Annotated in this window: 13 protein-coding genes; 2 read left to right on the forward strand and 11 right to left on the reverse strand. The window is 26.9% G+C overall.

All coding sequences use genetic code 11. The features are described 5' to 3' along the window. The 8 genes from HH195_RS09285 to HH195_RS09320 form a co-directional block, all read right to left on the reverse strand. Nucleotides 1-573: a DUF3867 domain-containing protein gene (locus HH195_RS09285; RefSeq protein WP_055260046.1), complete on the reverse strand. Its 573-nt coding sequence runs from the start codon at nucleotides 571-573 to the stop codon at nucleotides 1-3. A gap of 174 nt (nucleotides 574-747) precedes the next feature. After that, complete coding sequence (locus HH195_RS09290) at nucleotides 748-1,815, reverse strand: mannose-1-phosphate guanylyltransferase (RefSeq protein WP_196371930.1); 1,068 nt, start codon at nucleotides 1,813-1,815, stop codon at nucleotides 748-750. Nucleotides 1,816-1,891: 76 nt separating this feature from the next. Then, complete coding sequence (locus HH195_RS09295; protein ID WP_196370925.1) at nucleotides 1,892-2,911, reverse strand: sugar kinase; 1,020 nt, start codon at nucleotides 2,909-2,911, stop codon at nucleotides 1,892-1,894. A 13-nt stretch (nucleotides 2,912-2,924) separates the two neighbouring features. After that, on the reverse strand, nucleotides 2,925-3,575 hold the full coding sequence (locus HH195_RS09300; RefSeq protein ID WP_196370926.1) for a bifunctional 2-keto-4-hydroxyglutarate aldolase/2-keto-3-deoxy-6-phosphogluconate aldolase: 651 nt from the start codon (nucleotides 3,573-3,575) through the stop codon (nucleotides 2,925-2,927). A gap of 287 nt (nucleotides 3,576-3,862) precedes the next feature. Beyond that, nucleotides 3,863-4,870, reverse strand: coding sequence for a LacI family DNA-binding transcriptional regulator (locus tag HH195_RS09305; RefSeq protein ID WP_196370927.1), 1,008 nt, complete (start codon nucleotides 4,868-4,870; stop codon nucleotides 3,863-3,865). Between the two features lie 302 nt (nucleotides 4,871-5,172). After that, a complete protein-coding gene (uxaC, locus tag HH195_RS09310; RefSeq protein ID WP_196370928.1) occupies nucleotides 5,173-6,573 on the reverse strand; it encodes a glucuronate isomerase in 1,401 nt (466 codons plus the stop codon). A gap of 117 nt (nucleotides 6,574-6,690) precedes the next feature. Next, complete coding sequence (locus HH195_RS09315) at nucleotides 6,691-8,178, reverse strand: UxaA family hydrolase (RefSeq protein ID WP_196370929.1); 1,488 nt, start codon at nucleotides 8,176-8,178, stop codon at nucleotides 6,691-6,693. A gap of 80 nt (nucleotides 8,179-8,258) precedes the next feature. Further along, nucleotides 8,259-9,713 (reverse strand): tagaturonate reductase, encoded by a 1,455-nt coding sequence (locus HH195_RS09320; protein WP_196370930.1) that lies wholly within the window; start codon nucleotides 9,711-9,713, stop codon nucleotides 8,259-8,261. Between the two features lie 276 nt (nucleotides 9,714-9,989). Here HH195_RS09320 and HH195_RS09325 point away from each other — a divergent pair, with 276 nt between their 5' ends. Further along, the gene (locus tag HH195_RS09325) at nucleotides 9,990-10,943 is read left to right on the forward strand and encodes an alpha/beta hydrolase (RefSeq protein WP_196370931.1); all 954 of its coding nucleotides are present in this window, start codon (nucleotides 9,990-9,992) and stop codon (nucleotides 10,941-10,943) included. 42 nt (nucleotides 10,944-10,985) lie between these two features. Here HH195_RS09325 and rluF read toward each other — a convergent pair whose 3' ends face one another. The 3 genes from rluF to HH195_RS09340 are packed head-to-tail and all read right to left on the reverse strand — an operon-like array spanning nucleotide 10,986 to nucleotide 13,384. Further along, nucleotides 10,986-11,750 (reverse strand): 23S rRNA pseudouridine(2604) synthase RluF, encoded by a 765-nt coding sequence (rluF, locus tag HH195_RS09330; RefSeq protein WP_196370932.1) that lies wholly within the window; start codon nucleotides 11,748-11,750, stop codon nucleotides 10,986-10,988. Between the two features lie 21 nt (nucleotides 11,751-11,771). After that, nucleotides 11,772-12,788, reverse strand: a complete 1,017-nt coding sequence (locus HH195_RS09335) for an anti-sigma factor domain-containing protein (protein ID WP_196370933.1) — start codon at nucleotides 12,786-12,788, stop codon at nucleotides 11,772-11,774. A gap of 29 nt (nucleotides 12,789-12,817) precedes the next feature. Then, on the reverse strand, nucleotides 12,818-13,384 hold the full coding sequence (locus HH195_RS09340) for a class D sortase (RefSeq protein ID WP_196370934.1): 567 nt from the start codon (nucleotides 13,382-13,384) through the stop codon (nucleotides 12,818-12,820). Between the two features lie 115 nt (nucleotides 13,385-13,499). Between HH195_RS09340 and ispF the strand changes: the two genes are divergently transcribed. After that, a complete protein-coding gene (gene ispF, locus HH195_RS09345) occupies nucleotides 13,500-13,973 on the forward strand; it encodes a 2-C-methyl-D-erythritol 2,4-cyclodiphosphate synthase (protein WP_196370935.1) in 474 nt (157 codons plus the stop codon). The last annotated feature ends 41 nt before the right edge of the window (nucleotides 13,974-14,014 follow it).

Raw genomic sequence — 14,014 nt, forward strand, 5'->3', positions numbered from 1 at the left:
TTAATATTCATAAGTTGTTTCACTATCACATACTCTTACTTTAATTTTATCATCATCTAATGTTTTTTTATAAGAACATATAAAATCATTTAACTCTAAATCTTTAAAATTAACCTTCTTATCACTCTTAATAATCAACTCTTTTTCATTTAGAAATATTTCTAAATCATTTAAATCATTTTTTATTTTGCAAACATTTATATTTTTTATATTTAATTGATTTTTATATTTTTCTTGAAAACCGATATTTTTTCTAAATGTTTCATAACTTTCTTCTGAAGGCATCATATTAGGAATTCCCATATTCATACCAAATCCCTTCATTTGTTGCTCTATGTCGCCTAAATCAAAACCATATCTTTTTAACATTTCTTTTTGAATGTTAAAAAATTTTTCTTGAGATATATTATTGTCATTCATATATTCTGTTACTTTTTTAGTAAAGTCAGCCATTGACATTCCACCTGTTGCTACTGAATAGTAAAGGTCATATATATATGATTCAAATTTATCTATATCTTTATCTCTGACTTTATTTTTAAGTTCATTAAAATCAACTACTCTATCATCCATTTTATCTATATCCTCCATCAATAACACTAAAATTATTATTCCCAATCTTATTAATTCTAAAACCCTAGATACAATTTTATATTAAAATAATTATAATACTATTATTATTTTATTTCCATAGAAATCCGCTACAAAAATAAGCTATAACTCTAAAATTGAGTTATAGCTTAAATATTACAAATACCCTTCTAATTCTTTGTTTTTCTCCATATCCTTTAAAAGTTGTTTTATTTCTTGCTCTCTATTTTTATCCATAACAAGTAAGACTCCATCTGTATCTACTATAACTAAATTATCAATTCCAAGACCAACAATTAATCTTTTTCCTCCAAATATAGAACAATTATTACATTCTTCTAAAAAAACTTTTTTAGATATATTATTACTTTCTTCATGATTTAAAAATCTACTTAATGCTGAAAAACTACCTATATCATCCCAAAAAAAATCCACTTTTATAACATAAGCTTTTCTAGTTTTTTGCATTATCCCAAAATCTATTGATATACCTTCTATCATTTTATATTCTTGCGTAATAATTTCTTCTTCAGTTTCTTCGCCTAAATGAACATATATATCCATTAATGATTTATACATCTTTGGAATATACTTTTCTATTTCTCTTAATATTATATCTGCCCTAAATACAAATATTCCACTATTCCAAAGATAATTTCCCTTAGACAAAAAATCTTTAGCTACCTCTATATTAGGCTTTTCTGTAAATCTTGATATTTTATAACTTGGAATTTTTCCGTTTATACGCTCTCCCATTTCAATATATCCATATCCTGTTTCTGGTCTAGTAGGAGATATCCCTATTGTTACAATTCCTCTTTTTCTCTCAGCTATTTCTACAGCTTGTTTTAACGTTTGTATAAACTTATCATTTTCCTCTATATAATGATCAGATGGTAAGATTACCATGATTGCATCTTTATCCTTTTTTAAAAATTTTACAGCTGATAATCCTATACAAGTCGCAGTTTCTTTATTTAATGGTTCTGTAAATATATTTTTTTCATTTATATGTTCAATTTCATCTTTTATCTTAGCTTGATAATCACTATTTGTAACAATGTATACATTGTCTGTATCAACTAAAAGCCTCAATCTATCAACAGTATTTTGTAAAAAACTTTTGTTATTTATAATTTTTAAAAATTGTTTTGGTTCCTTTTGCCTTGAAAGAGGATATAACCTTGTCCCCTTTCCACCAGCTAAAATAAGCCCATATATCACACTTGTCAGCTCCACTCAATACTTTTCTTTATTTTATGTATCAACTTAAAGCTTTGTGAAATATACAGTATATACATTATCTGTTTACACTTTGTATACCTTTTCCATTCTTAAGTGCTAAGACTTCATCTGCTGATACTAAATCAACATCTCCCTCTATACTATGCTTTATAACAGCTGCTGCAACTCCAAATTCCAATGCTTCTTTATGATTCTCTCCATTTACTAATCCATATATAAGCCCAGCCGCAAAAGAATCTCCTGCTCCAACTCTATCATGAACCGAAAAATCATATCTTGCAGATTTATAAAGTTCATTTCCATCATAAATTATGGCAGATAATGCATTATGCGATGCTGAATAAGTTTCTCTTAAAGTTGATACTACATATTTTATACGAAATTTTTCTCTCATCTTAGAAAATATGTTGGTAAACATCTCTTCATCTAACTTATCTTTAGCAAAATTAGCTACATTATATTCCTTTTGTTTTCCCTCGATACTACTTAGCCACCCAAAGCATACATCTATATCCTCCAAAAATCTTGGTAATACATTCTCAAATTCTTCTAAAGTCCAAAGTTTACTCCTATAATTTAAGTCTACACTTATGCCTATCTTTCTTTTTTTAGCCTCATTTATAGCTTTTTCAACTAAAGCTATACACTTCTCCCCTAAAGCCAAAGTTATTCCAGATACATGAAACCAATCAGCATCTTTAAATATTTCTTCAAAATCAAAATCATCTGGGTTTACGTTTACCATAGCAGAATTAGCCCTATCATATATTACATTAGAAGTTCTTGTTGAATTTCCTTTTTCTAAATAATAAAGTCCAATCCTATCTCCTTTTCTTTGTATATATCTGGTGTCTACACCATATTTCCTTAAATTATTAATTGCAGATTGTCCAATATCATTGTTAGGCAATTGTGTAACAAAACAAGAATTAATTCCCCAATTTGCAAGTGCTATGGCAACATTAGCTTCAGCTCCACCATATGCCATTTCCAATGTACTTGCTTGAAGAAATCTTTCATATCCTGGTGGAGATAGTCTTAATAAAACTTCACCAATTGTAACAACTTTTTTCACCTTAAAATTCCTCCTATAAACTTCTCCTAACTTCTTTAACTTTTTCTACAAATAATTTTGCCATTCTAGTTACTTCAACATAATTTCCTGTTTTAGCTCCAGCTGTTAATTTTCCACCAACACCAACTGCAATACAACCATTCTTTATCCACTGACCAACATTTTCTAAATCGACACCACCTGTTGGCATAATAGGTGCTTGTGGAAGAGGTGCTTTAAAATCTTTTATTATACTTGGTCCAAAAGCACTTCCTGGAAATACTTTTATCACATCAGCCCCAGCCTCCATAGCTTTTATAATTTCAGTAATCGTCATACAACCTGGCATATATGGAATTTGATATCTATTACATAGCTTTGCTGTTTCTAAATCAAACCCTGGACTTACTATATATTTAGCACCTGCTAAAATTGCAATTCTAGCTGTTTCACTATCTAAAACTGTTCCTGCTCCAACTACTAATTCTTTCTCTGAAAACTTTTCTTTTAAACTAGCTATAACTTTATCTGCTCCTGGCACTGTAAATGTAACTTCTATCGCCGATATTCCCCCTTCTATACAAGCTGCTGATATTTTTTCAGCCTCTTCTATACTATTTGCCCTAACTACTGCTACAACTCCAACATCTGTAATTTTATTTAATGTCCTTATCTTCTCTATCATTAATTTCCCCTCCAAATTAAATTATTTCGTGTTGATTTAAACATTTTCTTTCATTTTATTTGTAAATCTATTTAATATTTCCTATTTTTATTATATCATTATTTGCACACGTGAACAAGTAATAAAAAAATATTACTACCGAATTAATACATTATTAATTTTTTATTATTAAAATTAATTACTTTTATTATATTAAAAATAAAATTGCTATAAATTTCTAATATTTAAATAACATAAATCCTAGAAACTAGCAATCTTATAAAATTCAAAACAATATTTTAAAATATCTACCTTAAATCTAAAACTGAATCTCTAATAATAAAATCAGTTTCAACAAAAATCTTTTCTTTTTCTATGTCTTTCTTATCTATCATATCCAAAATTTTTTCTCCACCTATTTCGCTTATCTTTTCAATTTTTCTCTTTATTGTAGTTAAAGATGGAGTTGTATAGGCTGAAAATTTTATATCATCAAACCCAATTATAGATATATCTTCTGGAATACTTAAATTGGCATCTATTATAGCTTTGATAGCTCCAATTGCCATATCATCATTTGAACAAAAAACCGCTGTTGGAGGTTTGCTTAAACTTATAAGTTTTTGCATAGCCTTATATCCTCCGTCTAAACTATAATTTCCTGAAACTATATATTCATCATTTATTTGAACCTTATTTTTTATGAGTGCATTAACAAAGCCTTCTTTTCTTTTTGCTGTTGATTTAAATTCTTTTTTTCCTGTTAATATCGCAATATCCCTATGTCCATTTTTAATTATATATTCTACTGCATTAAATACAGCTTCTTTATCATTAGATAAGATATTTACTACATTATTTGATTCTATATCTATATCTCTATCTAATATAACTAATGGTATCCCTTGAGCAATAACATGATATATAAATGCATTATCATCATCACTTTGACTCATTAATATTATTCCATCGAATCTTTTATTATTAATTGATGAAAATTCTTTATAACTATCAATTGCTCTCACAACTAAATTGTATTGATCTGTAATAGATTTATTTACCCCTTTTATAGCATCAAAGAAAAAATTAGGAGATGTTCCTTGAGTTATACTAGTAAAAAACAAACCTATTGTATATGATTTATGCAAAACTAAACTCTTTGCATTATAATTTGGAACGTAATTAAGTTCTTTTGCTATTTCTTTTATTTTTTTCTTTGTTTCTTCATTTATTAAAGAACTATTATTTAAAGCTCTAGATACTGTCGTATGTGATACATTTGCTAATTTAGCTATATCTTTTATAGTTACACTCATCTTTCTTCACCTTTCTATTATTTAAGTAATACAAATTAATAGCTAAATACATTTTTAATTTTATTAATCTATATATTCTTAACAAATACTAATATATTTTAAACTAAGTTTTATCTTATGTTATCACATTTTTCCATATCAAACTACATAAAAAATACACATATTGTATAAAACACTATGAATTTACCGTAAATTAATAAATTCATAGCGTTTATTTTCTACTAAATGATTATATATATTTAAAAATAAATTTAATTCTTATTTAAAATAGACAAACACACCTAACAATCAAATTATTTTATTTACATATTAAAATAATTTTTTGCATTGTTATAAGAAATATCACTAATTATCCTTCCTAATATCTCCATATCATTTGGAAATTCTCCATTTTCAACCCATGTTCCAATTAAATTACAAAGGATTCTTCTAAAATATTCATGTCTTGGATATGATAAAAAGCTTCTTGAATCTGTTAACATACCAACAAAATTACTTAAAAGACCTAAGTTAGCAAGTGTCGACATTTGTTCTTCCATCCCAAGTTTGTTATCAACAAACCACCATGCTGAGCCGAATTGAATTTTTCCTTTTGCAGTAGTTCCTTGAAAATTTCCAAGCATAGTTCCAATAACATAATTATCCTTTGGATTTAAAGTGTATAATATGGTTTTGGGAAGCTTATCTTCACTTTCTAATGAATCTAATAGTCTTGAAAGGGGATATGCAATTTCCTCATCATTTATAGAATCAAAACCTATATCCGCTCCTTTTTTATTAAACATCCTAGTATTGTTATCTCTCATTGCAGCAATATGCAATTGCATTGTCCAACCAAACTCTGAATAAGTTTCCCCTAAATATTTTAAAATTCCAGTTGTATAAGCCTTTTCTTCATCTTTAGAAACTTCTTCTCCACTTAATCCCTTTATAAATATTCTATTTAGTTCATCATAAGACGCCTCTTTATAAAATACACTATCTAATGCATGGTCTGATATTCTACATCCAACACTATGAAAAAATTCAACTCTTTCTCTTAAACCCTTTAATAAATCATCATAAGATTGAATTTCTTTTCCAGTAACTTCTCCCAACTTATTTATCCAAGGAATAAATGTTTCTTTATTTATTCTAATAGCTTTATCTGGTCTAAAGGTTGGCAATACTTTAACATCAAAATCTTTATCTTCTTTAAGCTTTATATGATAATCTAAAGAATCTACAGGATCATCTGTCGTACATAAAGCTTTTACATTAGATTTTTTTATTAAATCTCTTACTCTAAAATCTTCTCTTTGTAACATTTCATTTGACTTATTCCAAATGCCCTCTGCTGTTTTTTCATTTAAAGGTTCATGAATACCAAAAAATCTTTGAAGCTCTAAATGTGTCCAATGATAAAGTGGATTTCCTATAGCAATTTGAAGTGTTTTTACCCAAGCCATGAATTTTTCATAATCTGTGGCATCTCCAGTCATGAACCTTTCATCTATACCGTTACTTCTCATAGCTCTCCATTTATAATGATCTCCATATAACCATACCTCTGTTATATTTTTAAATTGTTTATTTTCATATATTTCTTGTGGATTTAGATGACAGTGATAATCTATTATTGGCATTTCCTTAGCATATTTATGATAAAGCTCAACTGCTGTATCATTTGACAATAAAAAATTTTCATCCATAAATTTTTTCATAATATAATTCCCCCTAATTTTAACTTGCCTACTAGCATTTTTTCTTATACTTCTAACAATTCCATGTTATCTCATCTATTTTTATATTTTGAACAGCACTAATTTTATACTATAGTTTTATAAAGTAACTCCTGTTTTAAATATAGCTATCTCCCTAAAATCGTTTTTTTCATTATTAACTAATTCTCCACTTGCAACTTTTATAATATAATCTATAAAACCCTTTAAAACCTCATCAAAAGATTTCCCTTCAACTAATTCACCCGCATTAAAATCTATCCAATTTTTTTTAAACTCATAAAGTCTAGAATTAGTTGATATTTTCATTGTAGGAACATAACTTCCAAACGGAGTTCCTCTTCCTGTTGTAAATAAAACCATTTGACAACCAGATGATGCAAGAGCTGATGCTGCTACTAAGTCATTTCCCGGAGCACTTAAAAGATTTAATCCTCTTTGCTCTAATCTATCACCATAATTTAAAACACCAACTATTTTTTCATTTCCAGCCTTTTGCGTACATCCTAATGATTTATCCTCAAGAGTTGTTATTCCACCTTCTTTATTTCCTGGTGATGGATTTTCATAAATTGGTTGATTGTATTTAATAAAATATTTCTTAAAATCATTAATTAAATTAACTGTTTTATCAAATACCTCTTTATCTCTACATCTATTCATAAGAATTGTTTCAGCCCCAAACATTTCAGGAACTTCAGTTAAAACAGTTGTACCACCTTGCGCTATTAAAAAATCTGAAAATCTTCCTAAAAGAGGATTAGCAGTTATCCCCGAAAATCCATCAGAGCCTCCACACTTTAAACCTATCTTAAGCTCTGATAATCTAACATCTTCCCTCTCATCATTTTTTACAACTTCATAGATTTCTTTTAAAATCTTTACTCCTTCTTCTATTTCATCTGAAACCTCTTGAGAAATTAAAAATTTTATTCTAGAACTATTAATATCTCCAACTAATTTCTTAAAATCAGTTATATTATTATTTTCACACCCTAGACCTAAGACTAGAACCCCACCAGCGTTTGGATGCCTAATAGCATCTTTAAGAATATTTCTTGTATTTTCATGGTCATCACCTAACTGAGAACATCCATAGTTATGTTTTAAAACTAAAGTGTTATCTATCTTTAGTTCTCCAATTTCTTTTTTGAATCTCTCCATTATTTTATCAGCTATACCATTTACACAACCAACAGTTGGCACTATCCAAATTTCATTTCTTATACCAACCTCACCTTTTTCTCTTTTATACCCTTTAAAAGTTAAATTCTCATTTTTTATATTATTTACTATTAATTTAGGGTGAAAACTATAATTCCTAACCCCTGTTAAGTTAGTTCTTAAATTATGTGTATGCACATGACTTCCTTCCTCAACATCCAAAAATACGTGCCCAATTGGGAAACCATACTTTATCACATTTTCATTGCTCTTAATACTTTTTATAGCTACCTTATGCCCCATCTTTATATTATCTTTTATTAATATTTTTCTACCACTAACATCAATAATATCCCCCTTCTTTAAATCTTCTAATGCTACACATACATTGTCATTTTCATTTATTTTAATGATACTTTCCATAACATTAGCAAGGATATCAATAATTTTAAAACTCAGTACAATTTTTAATTACTATAATTAAATTATCCTTGCACTCCTTTCTATTTATTCATTACTTTTCTTACAGCATTTTTAATTCCTAAGTTTTCAATATCTATCAAATAATCAGAAACTTTATCTGTTAATCCTGGTATTTCATTTAAATCCTTTTTCCAAATTGCTTTATATCCTAAAACATTTATAACTATATCTCTTAAGCTATTATCATTTCCATCATATTTACTCCATAAAGATTCATAAAATCCTAAAACATCTTGTCCATCTTTTAGAGCAATGTCTTCATCTCCTCTTTTACCTTTGTAAAATTCTATTAATGCAGCTAAAGAAAAACATAATTTATTAGGAAGAGTTCCTTTTCTATCTAGATACTCTAATAATGATGGCAAATCTCTTGTTTCAAACTTTGACATAGAATTTAATGCTATACTCATTAAATAATGCTTTATAAACGGATTTCTAAATCTTTCTAAAACATCATTTGCAAATTCTTTTAATTCATCTTCTGGTAAATCTAATGTTGGAATAATTTCATCAAATATTATTTCTCTTAAATATTGACCAACTAAATTATCTTCAACCGAATCTTTAACAGTATCTAATCCACAAAGATAAGCAACTGGAACTAAAGATGTGTGTGCTCCATTTAAAATTCTAACTTTTCTAGTTCTATAAGGTGTCATATCATCAACAAATTTTATATTCAAGCCAGCTTTTCCCACTGGAAATTCTCTTTCTATTTCCTTAGGTCCTTCTATTATCCAAAGATAGAACTGTTCACCAACATCTATAAGATTATCCTCATAACCTAATTCCTCTGTTATTTTAGAAATATTATCCCTTGGATATCCAGGAACTATTCTATCAACTAAACTACAACAAAATATATTTGCCTCATCAAGCCAGTTTATAAATTCACTTTCCAAGTTCCAAAGATCAACATACTTATAAACCATCTCTTTAAGTTTTTCACCATTTCTATCTATAAGCTCGCATGGGATAATTATTAATCCCTTTTCCTTATTTCCATTAAAAAATTTAAACCTATGATATAAGAGAGCTGTTAACTTTGCTGGATAAGTATTTTGAGGTTTATCTTCCAATTTATCGTTTTCATCAAATGCAATACCAGCCTCAGTTGTGTTTGATATGACAAATCTTATTTCAGATTGTTCAGCTATCTTTAAATATTGCTCATACTCTTTGTAAGGATTTAGACCTCTACTTATACTATTTATCACCTCATGCTCTCTAACAGCTTCACCTTTTTTCATTCCTTGTAAATATAATGTGTATAAACAATCTTGATTGTTTAACATTTGTACCATTCCATTCTCTAATGGTTGTACAACTACAACACTACCATTAAAATCCGCTCTTTCATTCATCTTTTGAACCTGCCAATCAACAAAACCTCTTAAAAAATTTCCTTCTCCAAATTGTACAATTTTTTCTGGATAAGTTTTATAGCTTTGAAATAATCCTTTATTTAATCTCATAAAAATCCCCCTAATATTAAAACTTATTTTTTATTTAAAACAAATTTTCTAAGTATTAACAAATCTTAATTTATTCTATTATATCATTTATTGAACACGTGAATAACATTATTTGTAATTATTTTGTAAGATAATTCATAATCTATATCTTATTTTATTGTTATCGTGTTCAAATTTAATAAATATAGAAGTGTATAAAATTTTTATTCTATGTTTCTATATTGTTTAAAGTATAATATAATGATAATTATTATATTATACAAGGAGGATTTTTTTATGATTTATTTTGAAATATGTTTATGTATATTTCTAATTCTATTTATTTTATTCGTCATATATTTTTCTATATTTATATTTAAATCCTCTATAACTCGCAAATTAAGAAATGAAAATGAAAGCTATGATTTTCTCTTAAAAAAAAGAGTTATAAATGATGATTTATACAAATCTCTAAAAAAAGAAAATATAGAAATAACATCTATTGATAATTTAAAATTATCTGCCATGTTGCTTCTAAATAAAAAACATACAAATAAATTTATAATTTTGGTTCATGGAATATCTATTGGATATATTGGATCTTTAAAATACTTTGATATATTTTTTAATAATGGATTTAACGTACTTATTATACATCAAAGAAGGCATGGTAAAAGTGAAGGTAAATATTCTACTTATGGTTATTTTGAAAAACAAGATGTTAATCTTTGGATAAACTATCTAGTACACAGATTTGGGAAGAATATAATTCTAGGATTACATGGTGAATCAATGGGGGCTAGTACAGTTCTTCAAACTATCCCATTAAATAACAACATAAAATTTGTAATTGAAGATTGTGGTTATTGTGACTTATATGAACTTATGAAATATGAGGTATCATGTCATGCTAATAAAATTTCTTACTATCCATTATTACTAACTCTTAATATTACAAATTTAATTATAAAATTTAAGGCTAAATTTAGATTTCAAGATGTTAGTCCTATAAACATAGTAAAAAATACATCCATACCTATACTATTTATCCATGGAAGCAAGGATACTTTTGTGCCCTCTTATATGTGTGAAAAACTTTATAATGCTAAGACGAAAGGTCTTAAACAAATTTTTCTTGTAGATAATGCAGCTCATGCAGAGTCCGTAATTGTCAACAAAGAACTTTATTCTAGAAAAATATCTGATTTCATTCAAAATGCTTTAAACGACACAGATAAATATATATGTTAAAAGTATTTATAAAAAAATAGGAGATTTTTGATTAAAAATCTCCTATTTTTTTATTTTAGAAGCCTCTTCTGTTTTTATAGAATTTGATGTAAGCCTAATTATTTCTTTTAACTCTTTTTCACTCAAATATCTCCAACTTCCTGTCTTCAAATTATCTAATTTTACATTCATTATTCTTACTCTTTCAAGTTTTATAACATTATATCCAAAATACGCACACATTCTTCTTATTTGACGATTAAGCCCTTGAGTTAAAACTATTTTAAATTTATTTTTCCCTAATTTCTCAACATAACATTTTTTTGTTATAGTATCTAAAACAGGTACTCCATTTGCCATTCCTCTTACAAATTTATCATTTATATTTTTATTTACAGTTACGATATATTCCTTTTCATGATTATTTCCCGCTCTTAATATTTTATTTACAATATCTCCATCATTAGTTAAAAATATCAATCCTTCTGAATCTTTATCTAATCTTCCTATAGGGAATATTCTTTTCTCATGATTTATAAAGTCTACTATATTCCCTTTTATTTTCTTTTCAGTAGTGCACGTTATTCCTCTTGGTTTATTTAATGCTATATAAATTAATTTATTTTCTACTTTTAATTCTTTATTATCTATTGTAACCTTTTGCCCTCTAAAAACTTTACTCCCCATAGTAGCTTTAATGCCATCTACTTTCACTCTATTCTCTTCAATTAATTTATCAGCCTCTCTTCTTGAGCAAAAGCCTGTATCACTTATATACTTATTTAATCTTACTTCTTCTTTTCGTTTGTTCTTTAAACATTTATCCATATTAACAAACCTTTCTCTAGTTTATTTTAATATTTTTTCATTTCCAGAATTATTTATGATCACTCTTATATCATTACTTAAATCACCATCACTATTTATACACGAAACATATTCAGAAATATTGTCTATATTAGATTCTTTTAAGCTCTCTCCTGTAACTATTATCTCAATTTTCCTATTATTAGGAATCATATCAAGTTCGCTCATGAAACTAAAAATATCATCTAGAGCTGAAGTTACACTTTTATTTTTCCATTTTGCTTCATTTAAAAGCAATTTTCCTTTTTCCGTAGCAGAATACCCATAAGTTATCCTATTAAAACTATTTACTGTAAACTTTATTCGTGATGTCCCTTGAATTACTATTGTAGACCTTTCTCTCCCATAAGAATAAAAACCTAAAGCCCCCACTATAAAACATAATAAAGAAATGCAAATTATTAATTTTTTATATGGTTTAAGTCCTAACTTTCTTCTCCCGCATATATCAGCACCTATAATCTCATTTCTTTTATTTATATTAATAAATTCACCTGAACTTGTTAATATTACAGCACTATTTTTATACACTTCAAGAACAACACCTCTATATATATCAATGTCTACATAAGTTCTTCTAGTATTATTATTTTCTAACTCTTTAAAGTTTACATCAAGATAATCATAAATGTCTACATATTTATTATCCGAAGCTAATATAACATAAGCTAATATATAACCCCTCCACTTTATTAAAAAATCCATATTTATGTTGGTTTGTTTGGATAGTTTGTTAAAAGGTAAAGTTTTATTCTTTCTTATTAATTTTAACATTCTATCATCCTCATAAATATATAAAGCTATATTTAACAATAAATTTCTATCTCTTTGACTAATTTCTTTTCTACTTAATTTAAGCAATGATATTTTATATTTTTTTAGTTCATTTATAAAAAGGCGTATACGCTCTTTAGAAATATTTTTTCTAACCTTTCTTATATGTCTTTCCTTTGAAAAAATATATTTATCTCTCATAAAATCTATACTTTGTGTATCCATAAATATTTAATCCCCCATTTAACCCTTTGTTATTTCAATCTTCCTCTTATTATCAACCTATTCTTGCTGTCTAATGTACAAGTAACTATTGTTACAATAGATTCATTTTCAGTATTATCTAATATATAAGTTTCATCTGGAGTGACTACAAAACTTGAATTTACCAAATATATATATTCTTTATTTTTATAAGTAAATATAATTTCATCTCCATTTTCCAATTTATCTATTTCTTTAAATGGTTGACCATAATTAGACGTTCTGTGCCCTGCAATACATAAATTACCTACCTCACCTGGCATAACACTATCTTTAAAATGCCCCACAAGATATTTTATATTTTCTTTTTCTACCCCCTCAACTACAGCTATCTCCAAATTTATTTTTGGTATATTTAAAACCGCCATAGGCTTATCCACATTATTCTCTATCTCAACTTGCTCATCATCTTCATCATAAAAATTTAAATTTTTAAAACTTTCTAAACTATCCTGTTGTCTTTTATAAGTATCATATTTCATAAAAATAGTAACTGAAATTAACAAAATACCTATACCCATAAAAGTAATACCAATCACGTTTTTTAATTTATACATAAAACATAAAATTCTCCCTTTCTAAAATTAAATTAATATTATATATTTATATTATACATTTATATTAAGTTCTTGAAAATTGAAATAATGTAAAATTTTAAAAGAGGTGATTTTTTTGAGAATAGGAATGGGCTATGATGTTCATAAACTTACAGAAAATAGAGATTTAATAATTGGCGGTGTTAATATTCCTTATGACAAAGGGCTTTTAGGACATTCAGATGCTGATGTCTTACTTCATGCAATTATGGATAGTCTTTTAGGTGCAGCCGCCCTAGGAGACATAGGTAAGCATTTTCCAGATACTGACGAAAAGTATAAAGGAATAAGTAGCATAAAGCTATTAACTTATGTAGGTGAATTACTTAAAAAAAATAACTTTGAAATATTAAACATAGATTCTACAATTATTGCACAAGCACCTAAAATGGCGCCTCACATAACCACCATGAGAGAGAATATATCAAATGCTCTTAATATAGGTATGAATCAAATAAATGTAAAAGCAACAACAGAAGAGGGTTTAGGGTTTACTGGTAAAAAAGAAGGTATTTCTTCACAAAGTATCTGTCTTTTACTAAAAAAATAATAATTCCTTAACCTTTAATATTAAAATAATATATTGCAAAG

The sequence above is a fragment of the Candidatus Sarcina troglodytae genome, assembly GCF_015708635.1.
GTDB classification, from domain to species: domain Bacteria; phylum Bacillota; class Clostridia; order Clostridiales; family Clostridiaceae; genus Sarcina; species Sarcina ventriculi.